Raw genomic sequence first — 24,632 nt, 5'->3', positions numbered from 1 at the left:
AGGTCACTATATGCCCCCCTTTATGACTTTGATGTCGTCAAAACCTACTTTTTTACTAGATTCAACTAGTCTGGCGCTCGTAGGAATTCGCGACTGCAACGATAGTCCGGCGGAATTGTGTCAGCATTGTGGCGACGTCTTTGATAGGGATCTAACCTGTCCCAATATTGCCACTATAAGGATTGGCAAAAAGCCTTTGATTCATCACCGGGGCCATTAAGCAACCTCGCCCGGTCATCGAAAAGGTTTTCGTCCGCCCATGCTATCTCATGTGGCACCAGTTGGTTTCATGCTTAGGAACCCGCTGATCTCGGCACGCAGTTTGTCCCAATCCGTGAACTCGCGAACGCCATCCACAAGATCGACTTCCCGCCCATCCAACAGCACATTTTGTACAATTTGGCTTTCAAAATAGCCGTAGCTGCTGGCGCGAACTGCCCCTGCCAGCAGCAGTTCACGGTTGGGTTTGAACCGTGTGCGCATTTCCATCTCGTTCAGATATTCTTGAGCTTCTTCAAGCCCATCAGAAAAGGCAGCCTTTAGGCTGACAGAAATAATCATGGTTTGCAGGGCTTGCAGTTCTTCTCGGCTGGCAGAAACCAATACTTCAAAGCCTTGCGGGTGACGGCGCTCATGCACTGGAGCAGCCAAAATGACCTTGTCGACACCTTCAAAATAAATAGACGCCAATCTGTCCGACGCATTGAACAGTCGCACGCCATGCCCTTCTGCGCGTATTTGCTGCTCCACCGCGTCGACAACCTTGCGGGTTTGTCCTTCGACGGTTTCGTAAATAATGAGCAATTCCATTGTGCACCTCATCTCATTCCTTCACCAAAATGGCCAAGGTTCATCTCTGCTCAACTGACCTGCAAGATAAATTCTACACCTCTCAGGAGGCTGGGCTTTGTTTTAGATCAATGCGGCCGGTTTATTCGGGCACCATGTGTGCCGGTTTGCGGTTCATCTGCTAGGGTGTCTCAATACTTCGGTGCTTGGGACCGGGAACAGAGCCAACATTGAGCGATGCCCAGAGGTGTGAGATGAAAAATTCGCAATATCTTCTTCCGGCCAATGCGGACGACCCTTGGAGCCGGCTTGATCCAGCCAAGGTCAAGAAAGCCGTCTCCATTCGCGACTACATGTTGGGAGAAGGCAGGTTCAATACCGACGCAAACGACACGCTCACCGCATTGGCAGAACAACTTGTATCTGCGGGGCTGCCATTACACCGATGCGTGACAATTGTCCGCATCCTGCACGCGATAAATTCGGCGTCTTATCGGGTTTGGGAGCAAGGGCGAGGAGCTATCTCAAACGTCTTTCCATACATTGGAACGGCGTCAACCGAATATGAGACATCGCCCTCAGCCCTCGCGCATCAAACAGGGCGGTGGGTTCGGTTCAATCCTCAAAACTTGCAGGAGACAGACTTCAACCTCGTCCCAGAACTCAAACAAGCCGGGCTAACGGATTACATCTGTGCGCCGACGCTCATGGCCAATGGAATGCAGAATATTTTCTCCTTTGCAACGCAGGCGGAGGCCGGCTTTAGCGACGTGGATGTCGCCCTTTTGCGTGCAACCTTTCCGGCAATCGAAGCCTGTCAGGAAATCCTTGTGATGCACCGAATCTTGAAGGAGGTCACGCGGATGTATGTGGGCGAAGAGCCGCATGAGAGGATACTTGCAGGCGATGTGCGTCGCGGTGAAGTGACCCGACTAAGATCTGCAATCCTGTTTGCGGATATGCGTGAATTCACGCTGTTGACCTCTGATCTGTCAGCCGAAAGTGCGACCGCCCTTCTAAATGAATACTATGATTGCGTGGTTCCCGCTGTCGAAAAAAATGGCGGTGAGGTTCTCAAATTCATCGGCGATGGTGTATTGGCCATTTTCCGTGCCGGGCAGGATGATGCGAAGGCTTGTGCCAAGGCACTGCGCGCGGCCCGCCAGGGACTTCAGGCTGTTGTGGGCCGGCGCAAGAGCGCAGTGATACAGTTTGACGTAGGTGTCGCCCTGCATTTCGGCGAAGTTGCATACGGCAACATCGGCTCCGGTGCCCGGCTCGACTACACTGTTATCGGTCGCGACGTTAATCTGGCCAGCCGCTTGGCCGACATGTGTGGGACATTGGGCAAAACGATCTTGGTTTCAGAGGAAATCTGCCAACATCTGAGTGACGAAGCTTTTGAAACCTGCGGCTCCTACGAACTGAAAGGGCTTGCTGGCAAGATCCCGGTCTTTTCGGAAGGCTAAGATCCGGACCAGTTAGTCCGAGGCATATTCGATCTTCATCTTCTTCGTGTCGAAAGACAGCGCATTGGCTTTTTCGGCCTTTTCATCCGCCCCCAGAAAAATCAGACCGCTGCCATTCAGCAGGGTGGTCCTTCGATGGATTGAGATCGCTTTGCCGTCATCGGTTTGAATGACGCTCCCGGTGGAGCTGATGTCTGAGAATTCCAGTTCCCCTTGCCGCATCGAAACAACCGCATGTTTGCGCGAGACCCAAGCGTGGCCCATGACGATGTCATTGTCGATGGCACGCCCTATCGCCAGTTTCTCGCCTTCGCCAATCTGCCAACTTCTGTCGGCATAGGCAAAACGGGCAAAGTCTGCGTCGCTGGCTGGGGCTTTTTTGGGTTTCACAACTGTGGCCGTCTGCAAAGATACATCGCTGGCAGAGCAGGAATAGACCCTTGTCGTGGTTTGTTTGCCCTTGAGCTGCAATTCACCAATCAGCGTCAATTGCTGTCTTGATAGTGGCAGCAAGCCGTCAAAACAGGCGTCGCCTAGCAATATCTCCCCGGGTTTGGCGATAGATGCCAAACGGGCTGCTGTGTTCACCGGCGTGCCGTAAATATCCCCGTCCTGGGTCAGGATTTCGCCCACGTACATGCCAACATGAACTGACAGATTTGCGTGCCAATCTTCATGGATCATCTTTATCGCGGCCTGAAACGCGCTGTCGGACTGGTCGAAGTAGCTCAGCACATCGTCACCCTGCGATTTAACGCAATGCCCGCCGTGCTGTTCAATGATCTGGCGCATTCTGCTCAGGACATCCGTGATCTGCTCCAAGGCCCGCGCATCGCCTACAGCTTCATAAAGCTGTGTGCTGCCAGTGACGTCGGATATCAGAACGCAAGCAAATGGCATCGCAATAGGTTACCGGAAATCAATTGATAGGTTTGTCGGGGCAGGAAACGAGTGTAATTTTTCGAGGATACCGCTGCATCGTCGGAAATAGCAACATTAACGATTTCCAAGCCTGAGACCCTAGGTGATCAGATAGCGAAAGCGACGGATGTGGATTGCCGATTTCAGGCTTCTGAGCGAGAGAGCATTGCTCGCAAATTTCAGTTTTGTCTCAAATTCTGCTATATTGGTCGTTTATCTTCACGATTTTGAGCGCGAACCACAGCTACGGGTAGTGGGCCTGAGCCACAGAATCCCTTTGATAGGAAACCTGCCATGATTCTTTACCCCATGATTGAACTGCTCGAAGGTCGCTGCGTCAGCTTGTTTCGCGGACGCACAGAAGAGCCGCAGATTTGGCATATCGACCCAATAGAAAAGGCCAAAAGCTTTGCCGAGGCGGGGGCAGAATGGCTGCACATCACCGACTTTGATGCGATGTCGGGCGATGAGCGGAACACCAATCTCATCCGGGAAATCATCCGCGTCGTTGGAACCCCTGTTCAGTTGGGCGGCGGTTTTCGAAGCATCGAGCGCATCGCAGAATGGGTCGATCATGGTGTAGGGCGCGTTGTTGTCGGTACGCTGGCATTGCGGCAGCCTGATCTGGTAAAGGAGGCTGCCAAGCTCTTTCCTGATCAAGTCGTGCTCGCCATGGACGTGTTTGAAGGCCATGTGGTCAGCGACGGCTGGAAAGAGAAAAGTGCGTTCACACCATCGGCATTCCTAGAGGCGTTCCAGAGCGACCCGTTTGCCGCAATTGTTGTGACGGACATCGGAGCGGAAATTGGTGATGCCGAAGACAGCGTTGCCTTGATCTCCCAATTGGCGAGCGAGGCCAATTCACCGGTGATCGCCAGAGGGCTGACCCGTACCCTTGATGATCTGTCGCGGTTGAACTTTGTTTCGCAGGTCTCCGGTGCATTGATCGGACGGGCATTGTTCGATCGAAGCATCGAAATAGAGGATGCTCTCATGGTCACAAGGCCCGAAATTGGAAGCCGCGCAGAATTTATCTAACAAAAGAAAACGAGCCTAGCTGAGTTGTCCCTAGATTTGTTGACATTTTGCTTGGTAATTTTGGGACCAAGGAGAGACGGAAATGAGCATAGGCTTTCGATTTACGGATGAGTATAAGCAGGACGCTGTCGCGCAGGTCGTCGAGCGTGGGTTTGCGGTCAGCGATGTGGCTGAACGGCTGGAGATCAGTACCAAGTCGCTGTGCACGCGGAAGTCGCAGTTTGCGAAGTCGCCACATGTCAGATCAGGGGTGGTGGAATAGGCTGCTGAGATCAAACGCCCGAAACCTGAGCTGGCGCGGGTGAACGTGGATTGTACTCACCTAAAAAAGGCCACCGCGTACTTCGCGCGCGAGTCTCAGTGAACTAGGCATTGAACTAAACCGCCCCTTGTTTGCCGGAGGCCCAGAAGTAAGAATTCTGGGTGACTTGAATGACACAAAATAGGTCGAAAAGGCCGATAGGGCTATTTCGAGCCTACCGGAAGTCAAGACGTTGTCTAAGCAAAGCTGCTAAGACTATAAACCTTACTGAAACTTGATCTGACGATGCCTAAATCATCAGCACATGCGTTCATAAGGGTGGTCTAAAGGGTGGACTGATCAATACTCTAATTTGCTAACTTGTTGATGCAGTTTTCTAAATATCAGTTTAGTGGTGCTGCTGGAGAGAATCGAACTCTCGACCTCTCCCTTACCAAGGGAGTGCTCTACCTCTGAGCTACAGCAGCATCGTGGCGGGTGATTAGCTGCAAAATAATATTGGTGCAACCCCAATCTGGACGCCTTTGTGCAGCTACGTTAGACAAGCGTCATGGCAAAGGCTCCCGCAGATCAAAAACCGGCAAAACAGGCGCAAATCCGCGAGGATCGGTTGAAGGCCGCGCTTAAGGCCAATATGGGGCGGCGCAAAGCTCAGGCGCGGGCGCGCAAGACACAAGATGAGACCGCGCCAGATACAGGCAACGGGCCGGATGGCTCCGAACAGGAAAGCAGATAACATGGATTCAATTCTGGTCAGAGGTGGCGGCAAACTCAGTGGGCAGATCCCGATTGCAGGGGCCAAAAACGCCTGTCTGGCATTGATGCCGGCGACCTTGCTGTCTGATGAGCCTTTGACACTGACCAATGCGCCACGGTTGAGCGATATCCGCACCATGACAGAGCTGCTTAGCTCGCTTGGGGCTGAGGTCACCTCGCTGCAAGAGGGCAAAGTTCTGGCGATGGCGAGCCATGGGCCGATCAACACCCGCGCGGAATATGACATCGTGCGCAAAATGCGCGCCTCCAATCTGGTGCTTGGCCCGCTGTTGGCGCGTGAAGGTCATGCAGAGGTGTCCTTACCCGGCGGCTGTGCCATTGGGGCGCGTCCGATGGATATCCACACCGATGGTCTGGCCAAAATGGGCGCACAGATTGATCTGCGCGATGGATATCTGCACGCCAAGGCGGATGGTGGCAAACTCAAAGGCGCGGTCATCGACTTTCCGTTTGCCTCTGTCGGAGCGACCGAAAACATCATGATGGCTGCAACGCTGGCCAAAGGCACAACCGTGATCAACAACGCCGCCCGCGAGCCCGAGATCGTGGACCTTGCCGATTGCCTGCGGGCGATGGGCGCTCAGATTGACGGCGATGGCACGTCAACCGTGACCATCCAGGGTGTGGACCGCCTGCATGGCGCGACACATCGCGTGGTCACTGACCGGATTGAGCTGGGCACCTATATGCTGGCCCCGGCGATCTGCGGCGGCGAAGTTGAGCTATTGGGCGGGCGCATCGACCTGCTGGCAGCTTTTTGTGAAAAGCTGGACGCGGCCGGGATTTCTGTCAGCGAAACCGAAAACGGGCTGAGCGTGACACGCCGCGAGGATCAGATCCGCGCTGTTGACGTGACCACCGAACCTTTCCCCGGCTTCCCAACGGATTTGCAGGCACAGATGATGGCCCTGCTGTGCACGGCGGATGGGACATCGGTGCTTGAGGAAAAGATATTTGAGAACCGGTTTATGCATGCGCCCGAATTGATCCGCATGGGCGCAGACATCGAAGTGCACGGCGGCACGGCGACGGTCAAAGGTGTGTCCAAACTGAAAGGCGCACCGGTGATGGCGACAGATCTGCGGGCTTCTGTTTCCTTGATCCTTGCGGGTATGGCCGCCGAAGGGGAAACGACAGTCAGTCGCGTTTACCATCTGGATCGCGGCTATGAACACGTGGTCACCAAATTGCGCGGCGTGGGCGCGGATATTGAACGGATCAAAAGCTGATGAGCATGGACGCCCGATTTGAGGATGGCCGCGAGGCACCGTTGAACCTTGGTGCGCTGGATGGGGCGGATCTTGAGGTGATCTCGTCACTGGCGCAAGATGCGGTGTTTCCGGCCTCCGAGATGACATGGGACAGCAAAGGCAAACGCTTTGCTCTGCTGCTGAACCGGGTGCGCTGGGAAGATGACGGCAAGACACGCCACTCCCCGGAACGGGTGCAATCGGTTCTGCTATTCTCGAACGTGCAATCGGTGGCCAGTCAAGGCGTGCCAAAAGGCGATGCAGATGTGATCCTCTCCGTGCTCAACATCACGTTTGAAGAGGCAGATGCGCCCTCGGGCCATGTATTGTTGACCCTTGCAGGGGATGGTGCGATCCGTCTCGCGGTCGAGGCGCTGGAGGTCACGCTCAAAGATGTGACGCGTCCCTATGTGGCGCCCTCAAAGAAATTGCCTGACCATCCGGAATGATCAAGGCTGCTTGGGGGGGCACCCTTTAAGAGTGCACTGGCGGCAATCTAGACATTTTCTGATTGTAGGCTTGAGGCATTGCTTTACAGTGCATTAAACACTGCAAGGTTTTGGCATTAGATGGTTTTCGATTTTGGCAAATGTACACATTGATGGTCCTCAAGTAATTCTGGAAGGGCGCACCCTAAACGGGCTGCCCTCTTTCGGGTCGACACATTATTTTTTGGCCCAAAATGTAGAAGTCGGCGGAAAAACGTTTTCGGTTTCTTACCGCAGCTTCTCTTTTTCCGAGACGTTGATCACCATTGAGCTTGGCACTGCCCTACGCACCGAGATCAACGGCGACTTTCATCACAGTGAAGACGGCCAACTTTCCGGAACGATCACTGGCGCGCGCACGGTTTATCAGACGTCAGAGTTGATCACTACTGGTGATCAACAAGTGATTGTCGCCCCCCCCCGAGACTTGGGTCGAGATCACCGGGGTGAGCGCTTCAATTCCAGCCCAAGAACAAAACGACGGTTTGTTTGACCCCGATGGCAACGTCATCGGTTTCGACTATGGCGCCATCCTCTGGGATGAACTCATCCTTGGCGGTGATGATGACATTACGGTCAGTGCAAGTTGGGAGAGCGAAGAACCTCCGGTCATTCGCGGCTATGATGGCGATGATGTGATCCGGGAAGAAGATCCTTGGACAATATATCATCTTGGTGGCACGTCCGGCGATGACCAAGTATCTACGCTGCAAGAAAACGCATCCCCCGAATTGGACGACCTCATCGTTGGCGACGTGATCGTTTGGGACTTCCCAAAACCAAATGACGGTATTTTTCATGGCGATGCAGGAAACGACCACATAACCGCGGCTGAGGGCAATGACACGTTGTTTGGTGGTGAAGGCGACGACACGCTTATTGCCTATCGTGGAGAAAACCGGCTCATCGGGGGCGCTGGCGACGACAGCCTTTCCGGCGGAGATGGCGAGACTGCTGTCTTTGCGGGGGAGAGTGACGAATTTACAATTTCAGTTTTTGTGCCTTCCGAACCAGACAACATAGCGAACGCATCGGATCAAAGCTCCTTCGCAATTATTGCCGATCCCGACATTTTGCCCTACCAGCCGCAGCCAACGATCCTTGTTTCAGACCGTGCCTCGGATAGAGAGGGGAATGATACACTCACCGGGATTGAATTTCTGGAATTCTCGAATGCCACAATCAACACTGACGTGCTGTTGTCAGCGCTGGAACTGAGCGAGAGCCAAGCCCGCGAAATCACTGCGCATTACCTCGCGGTTCTTGATCGCGCACCGGATGCGCAAGGGCTGTATTTCTGGGGTAGCAAGATTGCCGAAGGGATGAGCATGGACAACCTTGCCGGGCATCTGTCAGCCTCGCAAGAGCTTGCCGATCAATACGAGGATCTGTCACTGACGGTGAGCGATCTGGAGGCGATTGCACAATCTGTGCTGAACCGCTCATTGGATCCGGGTGGGTTGGAATTCTGGTCTCAGATGGCCGAATAAGGCTTGGTTGATCGCAGCAACTTTGCGCTGGAGCTGATCAAAGGTGCAGTGCCACGGGACGATCCTGCAGACACCCCCGAAGAAACCGCCCAACGGGCGCTGGATCACGCCTATTTGGACGGTAAAATTGATCTGGGGCTGTACTACTCAGCCGTAAAAGGGATGAGCAATCTGGATAAGGCCGAAGCGATCTTTGCCGGTCTGGATGGTACCGATGCCAGCGTATACACAGCCAAAGCAATGATCGACAACATCCACGGCGATGCCATGCAGGCAGACAGCGGCGAGATGATCATCACCATGGTTGGGCTCGCCGGGGATCTCTTTGATGGGTGAATAGCGGCAGGCGCGGCAATGCATCCGCTTGAGCCGCCAAACCATTCCCGCTAAGCAGCAGCCAACCTCATTGCGCCCAGCCTTCCGGCAGGTGCGCCCCTGTTGGAGCATTGCCGCCCATGCCCGTGACCCTGAACGCCGCTGCACCGGATTTCGAAGCCGCATTTGCCGCCCTGCTGGGGGCCAAGCGGGAAGACAGCCCGGATGTGGACGCAACTGTTGCCGATATCATTGCCGATGTGCGTGCGCGGGGCGATACGGCTGTGATCGCACTGACGGAAAAGTTTGACCGGGTCACCTTAACGCCGGAAACCTTGCGCATCGGCGCGGCAGAGATAGCCGCTGCGGCAGCAGACGTGAACGCGGAGGACCGCGCCGCGCTTAAACTGGCTGCGACCCGTATTCGCGCCTATCACGAACGGCAATTGCCGGAAGACGCCGAATGGACCGATGATGCGGGCGCGACCCTTGGCTGGCGCTGGACGCCTGTTTCGGCGGCGGGGCTATATGTGCCAGGCGGGTTGGCCAGTTATCCTTCTTCCGTGTTGATGAATGCCATTCCGGCCAAAGTGGCAGGCGTGCCGCGATTGGCGATGGTGGTGCCAACACCGGATGGCGTGTTGAACCCCTTGGTGCTGCTGGCGGCACAGATCGCCGGTGTGGACGAGATCTACCGCATTGGCGGGGCGCAGGCGGTGGCGGCACTGGCCTATGGCACCAAAACCATCGCCCCCGTGGACAAGATCACCGGCCCCGGCAACGCCTTTGTCGCGGCGGCCAAACGGCGGGTTTTCGGCAAGGTGGGCATCGACATGATCGCCGGACCCTCCGAGATTTTGGTGATCGCCGATGGCGATAATGATCCTGACTGGATTGCCCTTGATTTGCTCAGCCAGGCCGAGCATGACCAAAGCGCGCAATCCATCCTGATCACGACCGATCCCGCCTTTGGCAAAGCGGTCAGTGCCGCCGTGGATAAGCGCCTCGAAACCCTTGAACGGCGCGAGATCGCGGGCGCAAGCTGGCGCGACAATGGCGCGATTATCACAGTGCCGGATTTGAATGTGGCGGCAGAACTGTCGAACCGCATTGCCCCCGAACACCTTGAGCTTTGCGTGGCGGACCCAGATGCCCTTTCGGCCAAGATCACCCATGCAGGCGCGATCTTTCTTGGCCAATGGACGCCAGAGGCGATTGGCGATTATGTCGGCGGGCCAAACCACGTCTTGCCCACGGCGCGGTCTGCGCGGTTCTCCTCCGGCCTCTCGGTGCTGGACTTTATGAAGCGCACGACACTGGCGCGGATGACCCCTGATGCGCTGCGCCAGATCGGCCCGGCGGCAGAGCGTCTGGCGCAGTCTGAAAGCCTTGAGGCACATGGGCTGTCGGTCACGGCACGGCTGCGCAAACTGAACGGGTGACGCAGCGGGGCGATGGTGCGCCGCTACGGCCCATTGCGCCGCTAGGATCACTGGCGTATGCAAACCTCGTAATTATCTGAGAAAAGGATGCGCCGGATGACCCGCATCACCCATATCGCGCTTGATGACGCGAACCTGCCACCGCCGACGCCTGAGATTGAACAGGAACGCAAAGTGGCGATGTTTGATCTGCTGGAGGACAACACCTTTGTCCTGCCGCAGCGCGAAGAACGTGCTGTGCCTGATGGCCCCTATCATCTTGGCCTGTCGATCCGCGACAAACGGCTGGTGTTTGATGTGGCCACCGAGGCCGAAGAAAAGGCGGCGGAGTTTCATCTGTCGCTTGGGCCGTTCCGGCAGGTGGTCAAAGACTACTTCCAGATCTGCGAAAGCTATTTCGATGCGGTCAAGAAACTGCCGCCGAGCCAGATCGAGACCATCGACATGGCCCGCCGCGGTATCCACAACGAAGGCAGCCGCGTGTTGCAAGAACGCCTGGAAGGCAAGGCAGAGATCGACATTGACACCGCCCGCCGCCTCTTTACGCTTATTTGTGTTCTGCATTTCGGCGGTTGAATGATCTCAGGCTTGCCACAATCGGTGCTTTTTTGCTGCGATCACAACGCGGTGCGGTCCCCCATGGCCGAGGGGATCATGAAAAAGTTCTATGGCACCGATACCTATGTGCAGTCGGTTGGCGTCAAGAACGATCTTGAGATTGACGGCTTTTCCATTGCGGTCTGTGCCGAGATGGACGTGGAGCTCAGCCGCCACCGATCCCGCAGCTTTGACGAGATGGAACAATGGGGTGATGATCTCAGCTCTTTCGATCTGGTCATCGCGCTTAGCCCGGCGAGCCAGCGCCGCGCACTTGAACTGACCCGATTTTTCCATCTCGAAGTTGAGTATTGGCCGATCCTTGATCCTACGGGCTTGGGCGAAACCCGCGATGCCAAGCTGGTGCAATTTCGCGCCGCCCGTGACCAGATCGCCAGCCGTCTGGTCGAACGGTTCGGCCCCCCCAAAGAAGCAGAAGACCTCTCATGACTGATATTGTTCAACGCTATTTTGATGCTTTCAACGCAGGCGACACCGACGCCATGTTGACCTGTTTGTCCGATGACGTGGCCCATCACGTCAACGAAGGTGACATCCGTATCGGCAAACCCGCCTTTGCCAGTTTTTGTGACCACATGACCCGGTGTTATCGTGAAAATCTCACGGATATGGTGATTTTCCACAACGAGGATGGCACCCGTGCGGCGGCGGAATTTGTCGTCAACGGCACCTATCTGGCCACCGACGATGGCCTGCCCGAGGCAAAGGGGCAGACCTACAAACTGACAGCCGGATCGTTCTTTGACCTGGCGGATGGCAAGATCACCCGCGTGACCACCCGATATAACCTCAGCGATTGGATCGCGCAGGTCTCCTGACACTTGATCGGCGCTGGCGATGCGCCTAACCTGAGGCACGGCGTTGCCCGCGCCGCCTCCCTCCGCTGGGGAAGCATGTGACATGCAGGGCAGTTGGCACAGCTTTGAACCTGTACGCGCCGCCACATCAGGAGGGATTGTGACACCTGCGCACAGGAGGTTTCAAAATGCTATTATCCGCCCCGATTTTTGTTCTCAAACGCAAGGCACGACAATTGGCCCGTACGGGAAAACTGCCTCACAGCGCGGCCCTTGACCGGATCGCGGTTCAGGAGGGCTTCCAAAACTGGAGCCATCTGGCCAAGCGTGACGCGGCCACCGGCCGCGCGGCGCGCCTGCTGGCGCAGCTTGATCCGGGGGATCTGGTCCTGATCGGGGCCCGGCCCGGTGAAGGCAAGACAGTGCTCGCGTTGGAGATTTTGGCCGAAGCCGCCGCGGCGGGGCAGGCAGCATCCTTTTTGACCTTGGAGTATTCTGGCGAAACAGTGCGGGATTTGCTGGCCGAAACCGGGCTGGAAGGACGGGCAATCAAGGTTGATACCTCGGATGGTATTTGTGCCGGGCATATAGTGGAAACGCACGCCGCTGCCCCCACGGGCGGGGTGATTGTCATCGACTATCTGCAACGCCTCTGCGAGCGGCGCAGCACCCCCGATCTGGACAGCCAGCTTGCCACGCTCAAAACCTTTGCGAAGGCCCGCGGGCAAATCATCGTCTGCCTCAGCCAGATTGACCGCCACTTTGACGGGGCGGGGCTAAACCGCCCCGGCCTTGCGGATGTGCGCCTTGCCGATCCGGCGGATTTAGGCATCTTTGACCGGTGTATTTTCCTGAACGCCGGTAGGATCAGCCTACAGGCTGTTGCCTGACGAACAGAGGGTGCCAATGGCAAAACCAGATCAGCTAGATGTCCGCGCCCTGACCGGCGCGGATCTTGGGCCCGCTTTGGCAGATGTGGCCCGCCTGCGGATCGTTGTGTTCCGGGACTGGCCCTACTTGTACGATGGGGATCTGGCGTACGAGGAAAGCTATCTGCAAGCCTACCGCAAGTCGGGCCGCGCCATCGTTGTCGGGGCCTATGACGGCGCTGATCTGGTGGGGGCCAGCACAGGCACACCGCTGACGGATCACGCCGATGATTTTGCTGCGGCCTTTGACGGCACAGGCATCGCTTTGGATGATGTGTTCTATTGCGCAGAAAGCGTCCTGCTGCCTGCGTACCGCGGTCATGGCATCGGGCACCGGTTTTTTGACATCAGAGAGGCCCACGCCCGCCGGTTGGGGTTTTCCAACTGCTGTTTTTGTGGCGTCGATCGCCCCGCCGATCATTCCAAACGCCCCGCAACCTACCGCCCGCTGGATGATTTCTGGCGCGCGCGCGGCTATGCCCCACTGGAGGGGGCAGTGGCGCAGTTCAAATGGAAAGACATTGATCAGGCGGATGAAACGGCCAAACCGCTGCAATTCTGGATCAGAGAGCTTTAGGTCGGATCAGGACGCAGAGCAAAGTTCGGCAGCGACCTTGCCATAGGCCTTCCACGCCTTCCAGAACCGTTCGTTGCTGGCGTTGTCGGACTGCCGGATTTCCTGCAATTGGTGCGGGTCGCTGAACATCTTGGCGCCGCGGCGTTGATCGGCATTCGACAGCTCGCGATCCGCAACGGCCTGAACACAGCCGCATCTCGCCCGTGACGCGGATTTGCGATTGGCCTGCTGACAGGCTTTCTGGATGGGGCCGGTGGCAAAAAGTACAGGTGCCGGTTTGTAGCCCCGCGCATTGGCACTGCTATAGCGTGATCCGCCGCAGGCCGTCAGGCCCAGCACCGCAACAAGCGCAATCATTATCCGCAACATCGTAAACTGCCTCGATTTGTTGGCCCCGGGTTTGCCCCGTTCAGACCCTTACTGCTTTGGCCAAAGTATGACCTATTCTGCGCGAGGGGGCAATTCACGTTTGTTTGGAACAGTCCATCTGGGCGGCAGCCGCCCATTGGAGCCGCTGATGCCTGACCAAGGGCTGGTTTTCCGGACTTGCCGCAACAGCGTGAATGCCGCAGTTTGATCGCTTGAGCGCGAAAGGCAAAGAGTCATGGCCCCTGCAAAAGACAACAAGGCAAAGTTCCGTGCAATCATCATTGCCTATCCCGTCGCGCTTATTGCCATCGCGTTGGCCATGAACCTGCTGTTGTTTGGTGTGGATGCAGCTGTAGTGTCGCTGCCATCAAAAGCCCTGATCGCGGCATTGGCGATGGGTGCAGTGCTGCTGGTGATCAATCACACGGTGTTGATGACAACCACGGAACTGACCCGCCTGAAATATGATCTCAAGGCCACGCCCGAGGAATGGGCGGCCAGTGATCACAACCGCGCAGACATAACCGCAGAGGCGGAAACCGAGCTTGAGCGTCAGCACAACGCTCACCGCAACGCCACGGAAAACACCGTCTATTTCGCCATGCTGGCCATCACGCTTAGCCTGATCTCTCCGGTCCAAATCGCGGCGCAGGTCTGGATCATCGGCTTTGCGCTGGGCCGTCTTGGCCATGGCTTTGCCTATCTGACGGGACGCGATGGATTGCGCGGGATTTGCATGAGCGTCAGCTTGATCGCGCTCTATGGGATGGGCAGCTATCTGGCGCTGGCACTGATCCTGTAAGTGCCGCTGGGTTGGCGGCGCTTCGGCCCAAGCGCCACAGGGGTTTGAGCCATGTCAGGCCTGCATTGAATCCACCTTGACCACACCACCAAAGCGCATCATATCCCCTGCATGACACCGCTTTCACATATCCGCAATTTCTCCATCGTGGCGCACATCGACCACGGGAAATCCACGCTTGCCGATCGCTTGATCCAATCCACGCACACCGTGGCGGATCGCGATATGAAAGAGCAAATGCTCGACAGCATGGATATCGAACGCGAACGCGGCATCACAATCAAGGCGCAAACCGTTCGGATCAATTATACCGCTAAGGATGGTGAGGAATATGTCCTCAACCTGATCGACACCCCTGGCCACGTCGACTTTGCCTATGAGGTCTCCCGCTCCATGCGTGCGGTGGAAGGCTCGCTTTTGGTGGTCGACAGCACCCAGGGCGTCGAGGCGCAGACATTGGCGAATGTCTATCACGCGATTGAGGCGGATCATGAGATCGTTCCTGTTCTGAACAAGATCGATCTGCCCGCCGCCGATTGTGACCGCGTCGCCGAACAGATCGAAGATGTGATCGGGATTGACGCCACCGAGGCGATTCAGGTGTCAGCGAAAACCGGTATCGGCATCGAAGACACGCTTGAGGCAATCGTGACCAAATTGCCCGCCCCGAAAGGCGACCGCGATGCACCGCTCAAGGCGATGCTGGTGGATTCGTGGTACGACAGCTATCTCGGTGTGATCGTTCTGGTGCGGATCATGGATGGCGTGTTGAAAAAGGGCGAGCGTGTGCGCATGCTCTCCAACAACTCCACCCACCATGTGGACCGCATCGGTGTGTTCCGCCCCCAAATGACCGAAATTGATGAACTTGGCCCGGGCGAGCTTGGCTTTCTCACCGCCTCGATCAAACAGGTCCGCGACACCCGTGTGGGCGATACCATCACGCACGAAAAGAAGGGCACCACCGACGCGCTGCCGGGCTTCAAACCGGCGCAACCGGTTGTGTTCTGTGGTCTCTTCCCCGTAGATGCCGCCGAATTCGAAGACCTGCGCGACAGCATCGAAAAGCTTGCCCTCAATGACGCCTCTTTCAGCTTTGAGATGGAAACCTCTGCCGCGCTTGGCTTTGGCTTCCGCTGCGGCTTCCTTGGCCTTTTGCACCTTGAGGTGATCCGCGACCGGATTGAACGGGAATACAACATCGACCTGATCACCACCGCGCCATCGGTGATCTATGACATCCACATGAAGGATGGCACGGTCACACAGCTGCACAACCCCGCCGACATGCCCGACATGACGCTGGTGGACCATTTGCAGGAACCGCGGATCAAGGCGACAATCCTTGTGCCGGACGAATACCTCGGTGATGTGCTGAAACTGTGCCAAGACCGCCGCGGCATCCAAGAAGACCTGACCTATGCTGGCTCACGTGCGATGGTGGTCTATGACCTGCCGCTCAACGAGGTGGTGTTTGATTTTTATGACCGCCTGAAGTCGGTGACCAAGGGCTATGCCTCATTTGACTATCAGATGATCGGCTACCGTCAGGATGCGCTGGTGAAAATGTCGATCCTTGTGAACGATGAACCGGTGGATGCGCTGTCTACTATGGTGCACCGCGACCGGGCTGAGGCGCGCGGCCGTGCAATGGTCGAAAAGCTCAAGGATCTGATCCCGCGTCACATGTTCAAAATCCCGATCCAGGCGGCCATCGGCGGCAAGGTGATCGCGCGTGAAACCCTCTCGGCGATGCGCAAGGACGTGACCGCGAAGTGCTACGGCGGTGATGCGACCCGTAAGAAAAAGCTGCTGGAAAAGCAGAAAGCCGGTAAGAAAAAGATGCGCCAGTTTGGGAAGGTGGATATCCCGCAAGAGGCGTTTATTTCGGCGCTTAAGATGGATGGGTAGACCGGGGTTCACCGGGCCAGTTGATCTGTGGTAACGTTTGTAAGTGCGGTGACTGATTGAAAGCGGCTCTGCGCACCCCATTGAACAACGCACTTTGATGGCGCCCTAATGGGGCGAACGGGGCATCACTGTGTCGCAACCTCCAAATTCAATGCAAATGATCTGGCCTCAAAACCATCCAATCAAACCCAACAAACCCTTTCCCTTTTGACTCAAATCAAAGCGCACCGCCCCGCCGCCAGATATCTTTCCGGTAACATCAAATCGCGAAAGGTCTCCTCATGCTTCGCCTTGCTTCCATGCTTTATTCCATCATCGGTTCCACCCTTGCCGGGGCCGGTGTCATTGCCGTTCTCGCGTCCGGATATGACACGTTGACGCCGATCCTGATCGCGGCGGCGGCGGGCGCTGTGGTGGCTGTTCCGGTCACGCTGATGGTCGCGAAAAAGATCACCAGTCTTTAGTTCCCCCTTCGGCATCAATGGGGTAGGGCAGGGGCATGACATGCCCGCTTTGCACCGCCCCCGATACGCCTTTGATCGAAACGCCAGTTCCGGGCGGTCCTGAGGGGGCGTCTGTTCACATCTGCACCCTCTGCGCCGATGAGATCGCCAGCGCTGCGCCGGCGCCCGATCATTTCCGCGTGCTGGCCTCGACCATGTGGTCCGAAGATCCGGCGATACAGGTTCTGGCCGCCCGCATTCTGGCGCGGCTAGAGACCGATTGGGCGCGTGATCTGGCCGATCAGCTCTATCTGGATGACGAGACCCGCGCTTGGGCGGATAACGTCCCCCAAGACAGCGCGCACCGTGACAGCAACGGTCAACCGCTGAGCCAAGGCGATACGGTTGTTCTGATCAAGGATCTGCCGGTCAAAGGTGCGGGCTTTACTGCCAAACGTGGCACGGCGGTGCATAAAATATCGCTGGTGCAGGACAACCCTGCGCATATCGAGGGCCGGGTTGAGGGGCAGCGGATCGTCATTCTGACCGCGTTTGTGAAACGCCGCTGACGCTCGACTTCGGCGGGGCGCTGTGGAACACTGGCATGGCCTTAGCTGAGGAAACCCCATGTCTGATCCCTGCATCATCTGCGTTGCCATCACCGGCTCTGTCCCGACCAAAGCGGCCAATCCCGCCGTCCCGATCAGCGTCTCGGAACAGATCGAAAGCACCCATGCCGCTTTTGAGGCAGGGGCGAGCATTTGCCACGCCCATGTGCGCAACGCGGATGAAACGCCTTCCTCGGACCCGGACAAATTTGCAGCCTTGCAAGAGGGCGTGACCAAACATTGCCCCGGCATGATCATTCAGTTCTCTACAGGCGGACGGTCTGGTGCCGGGCAGGCGAGGGGCGGGATGCTGCCGCTGCGTCCGGATATGGCGTCGCTCTCGGTGGGGTCCAATAATTTTCCCACCCGCGTTTATGAGAACCCGCCGGATTTGGTCGATTGGCTGGCGAGCGAGATGCGCACCCATGAGATCAAGCCAGAGATCGAAGCCTTTGACCTCAGCCACATTCACAAGGCCGCAGAGATGAACCGCGACGGGCGCATTCCGGGGCAGCTTTATATTCAGTTCGTGATGGGGGTGAAAAACGCCATGCCTGTCGATCGCCCGACCTTTGATTTCTATATCGAAACGGTCAAACGGCTGGCCCCTGATGCACAATGGTGCGCGGCGGGGATCGGGCCAAATCAGGTTGTGCTAAACGAATGGTCCATCGCGGCAGGCGGTCACACCCGCACCGGTCTCGAAGACAACGTGCGCTGGGACAAAGAGACCCTTGCCCCATCCAATGCGGCGCTGGTCCAACGCGCCGCAGATATTTGCGAAAAGCACGAGCGCCCCGTGGCGACCCCTGCGCAAGCACGGCAGATCTTAGGCCTGCGTCCGGCTTAACTGCGATAAAACAGATAGCGTTCCGGGTCGATTGTGTCCGGCCCGCTGACTTGGGTGAACCCAGTCAAAGGTTGTTGCGAGACGATCAATCCCCCCGGCACCATCAAGGGCGCGATCAGGGGTGACAGCTTTGCACCTTCTTCGACGTCCTTTTCCTTGACGCCAAAGCCAAAGTCATAATGCGCCAATGCCATCCGCGTCCCGCGTTCTGCCAGTTCGGCCAGCATCGCGTCCGCCTCGCCTTGCAGAAAGTTCTCTTGTGGTGGCACGCAAGATGGATGTGGTTGCAACACGCGGTCAATCACCCAGATGCGCCGATTGGGCAATTCCTGCCGCAGGTGATCATAGGTGCGGCCATTGCCCAGACCCATCTCCAGAACATCGCCCGCAACATCGCGGATGGTCTCTGCGGCCCAGTTCAGCCCGTCAATCTGCGCCTCCAGCCTCCGGCGCATGGATTCCAATCGGCTCATGGCAGATTTCCTTTCAGGTCATGTAAATTGCAGGGCACGGCCCCGGCATCCAGCAAGGTGCCAAGGCAGGCCTCGGTAAACGCCCAAATGTCGCGATTATGCACAAGGTGATGGGTGAGAAAGCCCATAGGCTCGGCATTGTCTGAGCGATCAAAACGGCGGTCTTGCAGGTTTTGCACCATTGCGGCGATCTGTACTTCGGGCGGCACCAAACCGCCGCCGCCTTTCCAATAGATCGGATCAACATGGGTGTTGATGTGCACGAGGCCTGGCGCGGCCAATCGTGCGGTACGGGGGGTGAAGGTGGACAGTCCGGCAAACCCCAGATCAGGCAAGGCTGCGATCAAACCCGCATCAATACGGTTCCAAGGCGGCACAAACACCGGTACAAGAATCGCGCCAAACATCTGTTTTAGTGCGCCAATGCCCTGTTGGATCTCATCTGTGGCGCCGTCGCGGGGCCATCCGAACTCGGCCTTTTTCTGGCCTTCCGGCGCATGGTTCTGATGCGCCCAGCCATGTACCATCGCCACCGCCCAAGGGCTACGGCACAGCTCAATAAGCGAGGCTTGCGCAAACTTGGGGATCACCGCCAGATGAACTGGCAGGCCCAAGGTTTCGGCCAATCCGGTGAGCTGCGCCAAGGCTGGAGTGCCTTTTACAGCATCGTCATCGCGCCACCAGATTGGCAGCACCCGCGCCTCGCGCCGCCAGATTGCCATCTCGGCCTTCAGAGGAGACCAATCAACACTCACGCCCGCGCCTCGTACATGTGTTCGACGATGCGCACGGTTTCGCGGGCGCCGTCCAACCCGGCCTTCATCGGGGCGCGGGCAGGGGCGGCAATGACCTCTTGCACGGCGTGCAGCAAACCCTCTGGCGTCAGCTCGGCACTGCGGATCGCGGCGATCCCGTTCTGCTGCGTCAAGGCGCGGGCGCGGATGCCCTGTTCTACTTCGTTTCCCGCGTCAAAGGGCACAAACACCGCCGGGCATCCGGCCTGCAATACGTCCAGCGCGGTGTTGTAGCCACACAGCGATACAGAGGCCGCCACATCGTGCAGCATTGCGCGAAAGTCCGGGCGGGCGGGTTCAATCGTTACGTTATCTGCCGCCTCTGTTGCCAATGCTGCGCAACGTTCGGCAGCATCTGCACCACCAAGCAAGAGCCGCCATGGTCTTGCCCGATCACCCGCCGCGGCCTCTAGCGCAGCGGTAAACACACCGCGGCCCACATCACCGCCACCAGCGCTGACGATCACTTCACCTTCGCCAGCTTTTGTTGGCGTGTCTGCAACCGGCGGTGCGACAAAGCCGGTGTAGCGTAAACGTTCTGCCAGCGCCTCGGTCACTGGCCAACTGAGGTCTAGCGGAGTGATCATCGGATCGGCATGCACCAACACACCATCATAGAACCGCTCTACCACCTCATCGGCAAAGGCGGCCTTCTTGGGTTTGGAAGGCGGCGCCAGAATATCACGGATCGACGACAGGATCAGCGGCGGCTTGTCCTGCGCCTTTGCCGCCTCCAAAAGCGCGATAAACTCTGCTCGGAGCACGCGGCGGCCAAAGGGGAACAACTCAGTGAGCAAAACATCAGGCGCTTGATCGTCAAGCACGGACAAAAGCGCGTCAAGCCGCCCGTGCAGCATCGCGTCGTCCACCGGGTTGCCCGCCGCCGTCAGCAACTGGGCAAAGTTCACACCATCGGACCGCAGCGCAGGCAGTTGGAGCAGCGCCGCGTCACCCGGATCAAGCTGGGGCACTGGCACGCCGCCAGAGACAACCACGGCCTCATGGCCCGCTTGCACAAATCCCTTCGCCAGCGTCAGCGCCCGCGACAGATGCCCGGTGCCAAGCAGGTGCGTGACAACGATCATAACCTTCATGGTGCGGCCTCAATCAGGCGAACGGGGGCGCCTTTCACTGTCCAATTGCCCTCAGAAAGCTCGAGCACAAAAAGCCGGTTCCGCTTGACCGCAAAGGGTGCGGGGCCGTCAAAATCCCATCCTGTCGCATGGGCCAAGAGCACCCGCATCACGCCGATATGGCACACAGCCACATGATCTCCGCGCAGGGCCTCGGCCCATGGGACCAAACGATCCCTGAGGGCAGCAGGGCTTTCACCATTGGGCGGAGTGTAATCCCAACCCCATTGCTCAATATCCAAATAGGCGGCGTCCGGATCGGCCTTGAGATCCGCGCCCTTGAGACCTTCCCAATCGCCCCAGTTCATCTCGATCAGCGCGGCATCCGTTTGCGCAGCACGGCCCGCCACCAACGCAGCGGTATCAGCAGCCCGTGACAACGGGCTGGACCAAAGGTGCGCGGCATCCCATGGCGGCGGCAGACGCAAGCGGGACAGCTGCGCCACGGCTTCGGGATCGAGGGCGATATCCGTGCGGCCCTGAATTTGGCCTGCACGGTTCCATGGTGTGTGGCCGTGGCGCAAAAGGGCAAGGCGGGCGGTCATTGGACACCTGCCTCTGCCAAGCCGCGGCGCAGCACCTGTGCGGCGGCGGGCAACAGGTGATGTTGGGTGATCATGTTGCGTGCCTCCGATGCGGCTTTGTGGCGTTTGGCCGGGTTGTTCATCAAGTCGGTGATCCGCGCGGCCAATGCGGCGGGTCCGTCTTGGACGGCCGGATAGGAGACACCTGCCAGCACCTCGCGCACCCCCGGCCGGTCCTGGGCGATCACCGGCAGACCTGCGGCTTGGGCTTCAAGGTAGACCATACCAAAGGCTTCATCGATGCCGGGCCAGAATAACAGGCTGGATGTGCGATATACCTCTCGCAGCGCGGCTTCGTCCAATGCTCCAAGGCAGCGGACTTTGTCCCCGAACGGGACCATCAGGGCATCCACCTCGGCGCGGGCAGGCCCGTCACCGGCGATCTGTAGGGACCACCCCGTGTCTGGCAACATCGCCAATGTCTCCGCGATGATCCGGTATGACGGCAATTTGGCCGCGCTGCGCATCATGCCGACGCTGAGCATCGGTCCGGTCAAATCCGAGGCGGCAGGCAAGGTGTCCCGGTTCAGGAATGGCGGCAGGTGGATCAAGACCTGTGATTGTGGCGCATCGCGGTGCAGGGTCTCTGCGTCATGTTTGGTAAAGTAAAAGATCACCTGCGCCGCGTCAGAGGCGGCTTCGGCGGCCTTGGCAAAGGCGGCCCATGGCCCGTCAAGACGTTTGCGGGCACGGGTGGATTCGATCTGCAGATAAGGAATGCCTAGTGCTGCGGCCACATGCGGGCCAATCAGATCCGGCGCTTTGTAGTAGTTGTGATAGGTCAGCCATGCCTGCCAGCCTGCCGTTTTGCCCTGCGCCACGGCACGGGTGATTTCGGACGTGGCCTGCGCCATCAGATCGGCCTGTACTTCAGTGTTGCCCCTGCCATCGCGGCTGCGAAACCGGCTGGCCAAGGTGACCTCAGCGCCGAGATGATCCAGTGCGGCAACCAGTCCGCGTGCGATGCTGCGATCCCCTGATGGCAAAGGATCATCCGGCGGTTTCATCGGCGCATAGAACGCAAGCCGCATCAGCCCGCCTGCGCCAGCATCGCCAGCAGCCGCTTTTTGAGATGCTCAATCCCTGGATGCATCAGGAAATCCTGCGTGAGCCGCGCATAAGCAGCCTCGGCCATCGCGGCCCCTTGTGTGGGAACGGAGGCAAAACCTTGCATCGCCTCTACCAGAGCGGCAGGCGCGTCATCGCTGAGAACACCATGAGTGCCGCTGTCGATAAATTCGGGGATGGCAGAGACCGGTGTGCTGAGGATCGGCAATTTTTGACTGGCCGCTTCCATCAAGACATTGGGCAGGCCGTCACGGTCACCATCTGCGGCAATCCGCGAAGGCAGCACAAAGAGATCCGCTGCCCGCATCGCGTCGATCACCTCCGGTTGATCACAGGCGCCCCGCCAAGTGATCCGGTCTGCAATGCCATGTGCCGTCGCCCGGTCCCGCATAACCGCATCCAAGGCCCCGCCGCCGATGTGGGTCCAGTGCCAGTTGAGTGAGGCGGGCAGCAGTGCCAGCGCATCAATGAGATTGTCGAACCCTTTCTTTTCCACCAGACGCCCGACGGACATCATGTGAAACGGCGCACCGGTGTTGCGCGAGGTCCGCTCAGGCGGTGCAGGAAAACGCGACAGGTCAAGCCCGTGATACACCAGATCGACCCGGCTGGGCGTGTCGGCCAGCCCTTGCAAATGCTCTGCGCCAAAACCGGTGCAAGTGGCCCCAAAGGCCGCGCCATAAGAGGTCGCTGACAGCTTCTCGCGCAGCTCCCAGTCTGGTGATGTCCAGATGTCTTTGGCATGGGCAGAAAACGACCACGGCATGCCTCGCAAAATTGCGGCATAGCGGGCAACAGAAGACGGCGTATGCAGGAAATGTGCATAGATGCCCGCCACGTCTTCGGGCATTTCTGCGGCCATAACGCAAGCCTGCCCCCAACGGCGGCGGCGGTTGGCAGTGTCGTCGCGCTCTACATCTGCGGCAAAGGCCGCTGCGGCGGCATCAAAGCCGGGCATCGCGGCAGCCGCCCCCATGGCGGTGGCCACGCGGCGAGGTTCATTACGAAGGTATTCCGGCAGATAACGGATCTTGGCCTGCAACCGATCATGCAATGGATGGGTCTTCTTGTCCGTTGGATGGCGCAGCGACCAGATGTCAAACTCCAGTCCGGCCTCTTCCAGCGCGACAAGTTCTTGGGCGATGAAGGTTTCGGACAGGCGCGGCCAGCCTTTGACCACGACAGCAAGTTTGGGATGGCTCATGAGTTATCGTCTTTCTGCATCAGCGCCCGTGCGCGTTCCACCACCACGTCCAAACCATCCAGCAGCCCGTCTGCACCGGCGTCCGATGGTTTGCCCTGCTGCGGCAAGTTGCGAATGGCGCGGATCATTGCATCAGTGGTCATACCGTCGCGGGTTTCGTCCAGCATCCGCACAAGGCCCAGCTGCTCGGCCCGGCTGGCGCGGATCCATTGTTCGAGCCGCGGTTTGGTGCGCGGCACAATCACCGCCGGGCGGTCAAAGGACAGAACCTCGCAAAAGGTGTTATACCCGCCCATGCAGATCACGCCCTCGGCCCCGGCAAACAGCGCTTCGATCCGGCTGTCAAAACCCATGGCGGTCACGCGGCCATCCAGCTTGGCCACCCGCGCGTCAAAGGCCTCGCGCACTTCACCAGACAGGAACGGCCCGTAGATCAGCACGGCTTTGGGTGACAGATCCGGATCTTGTTCATAAGCCGACAACACCAGCGACACCATCGCCGCCCCGTCACCGCCACCACCGGGCGTGATCAATACATAAGGATGATCGGGCGTGTCAGTGGCATCGGTTACTTCGCGGCGCAGGTATCCTGTCCAATGCATGCGGGCGCGGGCCGCCTCTGACAACGGCAGACCTTCGGATGGGTCATAAACATCGCGCACACCGTAAACCCAGATTTCATCGTAATAGCGTTCGGTCGCTTCAACCGCGCCTTTGCGGTCCCATTCGGCGGCCAGCACCTCGGGCTCGTCCAGCACATCGCGCAGGCCAAGAACAACACGGGTGCGCCCCTCTTTGCGCAGCCACTCCAATGTGGTCAGCAGCTCGCCGCGAAAGCCAGTTGGCTCTTTGTCTACGATCAACAAATCGGGCTGGTATTGTTCGACCGCACTTTGGATCAAACCTGCCCTGAGGGCGGTGGTGCGGTCGATATCAAGGCCAAGGGTCTGGCTGATGTAGCTGCCATCGGGCAGCTTGGTCACACCGGGCAGGCGGATGTGGTCAACACGTTCAGGAAAGGTAAACCGACCGGCAACGGGTGATCCGGTCAGGATGATGGCCGAGGCGTTGTCGTCCCCTTCGGTAAGGGCAGAGGCCAACGCCCGCGACCTGCGCAGATGTCCAAGGCCAAATGTGTCGTGGCTGTAAAACATCACCCGGCGTGAGGCCGCGCTGCCGTTGATCGGCCCGTCTTCGGTTTGCGCCATAAAATTCACCTGCCGATATCCGT

30 protein-coding genes and 1 tRNA gene are annotated in these 24,632 nt (G+C 58.1%); 20 read left to right on the top strand and 11 right to left on the bottom strand.

All coding sequences use genetic code 11. The features are described 5' to 3' along the window. Positions 1-267: 267 nt before the first annotated feature. Positions 268-810: a flavodoxin domain-containing protein gene (locus C8N31_RS11635; RefSeq protein WP_025049615.1), complete on the bottom strand. Its 543-nt coding sequence runs from the start codon at positions 808-810 to the stop codon at positions 268-270. A 233-nt stretch (positions 811-1,043) separates the two neighbouring features. Between C8N31_RS11635 and C8N31_RS11630 the strand changes: the two genes are divergently transcribed. Then, entirely contained in the window at positions 1,044-2,258 is a 1,215-nt protein-coding gene (locus C8N31_RS11630; RefSeq protein WP_025049616.1) for an adenylate/guanylate cyclase domain-containing protein, read from the top strand. Between the two features lie 12 nt (positions 2,259-2,270). Here the strand turns inward: C8N31_RS11630 and C8N31_RS11625 are convergent, their stop codons facing one another. Continuing rightward, a complete protein-coding gene (locus C8N31_RS11625; protein ID WP_025049617.1) occupies positions 2,271-3,158 on the bottom strand; it encodes an adenylate/guanylate cyclase domain-containing protein in 888 nt (295 codons plus the stop codon). Positions 3,159-3,473: 315 nt separating this feature from the next. On the opposite strand from C8N31_RS11625, the gene C8N31_RS11620 reads away from it, so the two are divergent. Further along, complete coding sequence (locus C8N31_RS11620; RefSeq protein WP_025049618.1) at positions 3,474-4,217, top strand: 1-(5-phosphoribosyl)-5-[(5-phosphoribosylamino)methylideneamino]imidazole-4-carboxamide isomerase; 744 nt, start codon at positions 3,474-3,476, stop codon at positions 4,215-4,217. 82 nt (positions 4,218-4,299) lie between these two features. Further along, complete coding sequence (locus C8N31_RS11615) at positions 4,300-4,479, top strand: transposase (RefSeq protein ID WP_081785739.1); 180 nt, start codon at positions 4,300-4,302, stop codon at positions 4,477-4,479. Between the two features lie 392 nt (positions 4,480-4,871). Here C8N31_RS11615 and C8N31_RS11610 read toward each other — a convergent pair. Next, positions 4,872-4,946, bottom strand: a tRNA-Thr gene (locus C8N31_RS11610). Between the two features lie 83 nt (positions 4,947-5,029). On the opposite strand from C8N31_RS11610, the gene C8N31_RS11605 reads away from it, so the two are divergent. The 12 genes from C8N31_RS11605 to C8N31_RS11555 all read left to right on the top strand — a co-directional run bounded on the left by C8N31_RS11605 (position 5,030) and on the right by C8N31_RS11555 (position 13,162). Beyond that, positions 5,030-5,215, top strand: a complete 186-nt coding sequence (locus tag C8N31_RS11605; protein WP_025049619.1) for a hypothetical protein — start codon at positions 5,030-5,032, stop codon at positions 5,213-5,215. 1 nt (position 5,216) lies between these two features. Further along, positions 5,217-6,485, top strand: coding sequence for a UDP-N-acetylglucosamine 1-carboxyvinyltransferase (murA, locus tag C8N31_RS11600; protein WP_025049620.1), 1,269 nt, complete (start codon positions 5,217-5,219; stop codon positions 6,483-6,485). Continuing rightward, positions 6,485-6,955, top strand: a complete 471-nt coding sequence (locus tag C8N31_RS11595) for a DUF2948 family protein (RefSeq protein WP_025049621.1) — start codon at positions 6,485-6,487, stop codon at positions 6,953-6,955. The genes murA and C8N31_RS11595 overlap by 1 nt, the downstream gene beginning before the upstream one ends. A 133-nt stretch (positions 6,956-7,088) precedes the next feature. Beyond that, positions 7,089-7,487 carry a hypothetical protein gene (locus C8N31_RS20220; RefSeq protein ID WP_146173130.1) on the top strand — a complete coding sequence of 133 codons (399 nt, stop codon included), beginning with the start codon at positions 7,089-7,091 and terminating at the stop codon, positions 7,485-7,487. Further along, entirely contained in the window at positions 7,441-8,484 is a 1,044-nt protein-coding gene (locus C8N31_RS11590) for a calcium-binding protein (protein ID WP_025049622.1), read from the top strand. The genes C8N31_RS20220 and C8N31_RS11590 overlap by 47 nt, the downstream gene beginning before the upstream one ends. Before the next feature lie 3 nt (positions 8,485-8,487). Beyond that, positions 8,488-8,820 carry a hypothetical protein gene (locus C8N31_RS11585; protein ID WP_025049623.1) on the top strand — a complete coding sequence of 111 codons (333 nt, stop codon included), beginning with the start codon at positions 8,488-8,490 and terminating at the stop codon, positions 8,818-8,820. 119 nt (positions 8,821-8,939) lie between these two features. Further along, positions 8,940-10,241: a histidinol dehydrogenase gene (gene hisD, locus C8N31_RS11580; RefSeq protein WP_025049624.1), complete on the top strand. Its 1,302-nt coding sequence runs from the start codon at positions 8,940-8,942 to the stop codon at positions 10,239-10,241. A gap of 96 nt (positions 10,242-10,337) precedes the next feature. After that, complete coding sequence (locus C8N31_RS11575) at positions 10,338-10,817, top strand: UPF0262 family protein (protein ID WP_025049625.1); 480 nt, start codon at positions 10,338-10,340, stop codon at positions 10,815-10,817. Further along, positions 10,818-11,288 carry an arsenate-mycothiol transferase ArsC gene (locus C8N31_RS11570; protein WP_025049626.1) on the top strand — a complete coding sequence of 157 codons (471 nt, stop codon included), beginning with the start codon at positions 10,818-10,820 and terminating at the stop codon, positions 11,286-11,288. Further along, complete coding sequence (locus tag C8N31_RS11565; protein WP_025049627.1) at positions 11,285-11,677, top strand: ketosteroid isomerase-related protein; 393 nt, start codon at positions 11,285-11,287, stop codon at positions 11,675-11,677. The genes C8N31_RS11570 and C8N31_RS11565 overlap by 4 nt, the downstream gene beginning before the upstream one ends. Positions 11,678-11,844: 167 nt before the next feature. Further along, the gene (locus C8N31_RS11560; RefSeq protein ID WP_025049628.1) at positions 11,845-12,546 is read left to right on the top strand and encodes a DNA helicase; all 702 of its coding nucleotides are present in this window, start codon (positions 11,845-11,847) and stop codon (positions 12,544-12,546) included. Positions 12,547-12,562: 16 nt separating this feature from the next. Next, a complete protein-coding gene (locus C8N31_RS11555; RefSeq protein ID WP_025049629.1) occupies positions 12,563-13,162 on the top strand; it encodes a GNAT family N-acetyltransferase in 600 nt (199 codons plus the stop codon). 6 nt (positions 13,163-13,168) lie between these two features. On the opposite strand, the gene C8N31_RS11550 is transcribed toward C8N31_RS11555, so the two are convergent. Beyond that, on the bottom strand, positions 13,169-13,519 hold the full coding sequence (locus C8N31_RS11550) for a hypothetical protein (RefSeq protein ID WP_231476898.1): 351 nt from the start codon (positions 13,517-13,519) through the stop codon (positions 13,169-13,171). A gap of 247 nt (positions 13,520-13,766) precedes the next feature. Between C8N31_RS11550 and C8N31_RS11545 the strand changes: the two genes are divergently transcribed. From C8N31_RS11545 to C8N31_RS11525, 5 genes are all read left to right on the top strand, one after another. Next, entirely contained in the window at positions 13,767-14,333 is a 567-nt protein-coding gene (locus C8N31_RS11545) for an MAPEG family protein (RefSeq protein WP_025049631.1), read from the top strand. 111 nt (positions 14,334-14,444) lie between these two features. Further along, positions 14,445-16,244 carry a translation elongation factor 4 gene (gene lepA, locus C8N31_RS11540; protein WP_025049632.1) on the top strand — a complete coding sequence of 600 codons (1,800 nt, stop codon included), beginning with the start codon at positions 14,445-14,447 and terminating at the stop codon, positions 16,242-16,244. A gap of 281 nt (positions 16,245-16,525) precedes the next feature. After that, on the top strand, positions 16,526-16,708 hold the full coding sequence (locus C8N31_RS11535) for a hypothetical protein (protein WP_025049633.1): 183 nt from the start codon (positions 16,526-16,528) through the stop codon (positions 16,706-16,708). Between the two features lie 35 nt (positions 16,709-16,743). Continuing rightward, the gene (locus C8N31_RS11530) at positions 16,744-17,256 is read left to right on the top strand and encodes an alkylphosphonate utilization protein (protein ID WP_025049634.1); all 513 of its coding nucleotides are present in this window, start codon (positions 16,744-16,746) and stop codon (positions 17,254-17,256) included. Positions 17,257-17,314: 58 nt separating this feature from the next. After that, positions 17,315-18,145: a 3-oxoadipate:acetyl-CoA acetyltransferase gene (locus C8N31_RS11525; RefSeq protein ID WP_025049635.1), complete on the top strand. Its 831-nt coding sequence runs from the start codon at positions 17,315-17,317 to the stop codon at positions 18,143-18,145. Here the strand turns inward: C8N31_RS11525 and C8N31_RS11520 are convergent. Genes C8N31_RS11520 through C8N31_RS11490 form a run of 7 tightly spaced genes read right to left on the bottom strand, consistent with a single transcriptional unit; the run spans position 18,142 to position 24,609 of the window. Then, a complete protein-coding gene (locus tag C8N31_RS11520) occupies positions 18,142-18,618 on the bottom strand; it encodes a class I SAM-dependent methyltransferase (protein ID WP_025049636.1) in 477 nt (158 codons plus the stop codon). The two genes, C8N31_RS11525 and C8N31_RS11520, sit on opposite strands and share 4 nt — an antisense overlap. Continuing rightward, positions 18,615-19,373 carry a polysaccharide deacetylase family protein gene (locus C8N31_RS11515; RefSeq protein WP_025049637.1) on the bottom strand — a complete coding sequence of 253 codons (759 nt, stop codon included), beginning with the start codon at positions 19,371-19,373 and terminating at the stop codon, positions 18,615-18,617. The genes C8N31_RS11520 and C8N31_RS11515 overlap by 4 nt, the downstream gene beginning before the upstream one ends. Continuing rightward, positions 19,370-20,506, bottom strand: a complete 1,137-nt coding sequence (locus C8N31_RS11510; protein ID WP_025049638.1) for a glycosyltransferase family protein — start codon at positions 20,504-20,506, stop codon at positions 19,370-19,372. The genes C8N31_RS11515 and C8N31_RS11510 overlap by 4 nt, the downstream gene beginning before the upstream one ends. Further along, positions 20,503-21,090, bottom strand: coding sequence for a histidine phosphatase family protein (locus tag C8N31_RS11505; RefSeq protein WP_025049639.1), 588 nt, complete (start codon positions 21,088-21,090; stop codon positions 20,503-20,505). Before C8N31_RS11505 ends, C8N31_RS11510 begins: the two co-directional genes overlap by 4 nt. Then, positions 21,087-22,160 carry a glycosyltransferase family 4 protein gene (locus tag C8N31_RS11500; protein WP_197021541.1) on the bottom strand — a complete coding sequence of 358 codons (1,074 nt, stop codon included), beginning with the start codon at positions 22,158-22,160 and terminating at the stop codon, positions 21,087-21,089. Before C8N31_RS11500 ends, C8N31_RS11505 begins: the two co-directional genes overlap by 4 nt. Beyond that, positions 22,160-23,401: a glycosyltransferase family 4 protein gene (locus C8N31_RS11495; RefSeq protein ID WP_025049641.1), complete on the bottom strand. Its 1,242-nt coding sequence runs from the start codon at positions 23,399-23,401 to the stop codon at positions 22,160-22,162. The genes C8N31_RS11500 and C8N31_RS11495 overlap by 1 nt, the downstream gene beginning before the upstream one ends. Next, the gene (locus tag C8N31_RS11490) at positions 23,398-24,609 is read right to left on the bottom strand and encodes a glycosyltransferase family protein (protein WP_025049642.1); all 1,212 of its coding nucleotides are present in this window, start codon (positions 24,607-24,609) and stop codon (positions 23,398-23,400) included. Before C8N31_RS11490 ends, C8N31_RS11495 begins: the two co-directional genes overlap by 4 nt. Positions 24,610-24,632: the final 23 nt, after the last annotated feature.

The sequence above is a fragment of the Sulfitobacter mediterraneus genome (assembly GCF_003054325.1).
Lineage (GTDB): Bacteria > Pseudomonadota > Alphaproteobacteria > Rhodobacterales > Rhodobacteraceae > Sulfitobacter > Sulfitobacter mediterraneus.
This window is presented reverse-complemented; position numbering and strand designations above follow the sequence as displayed.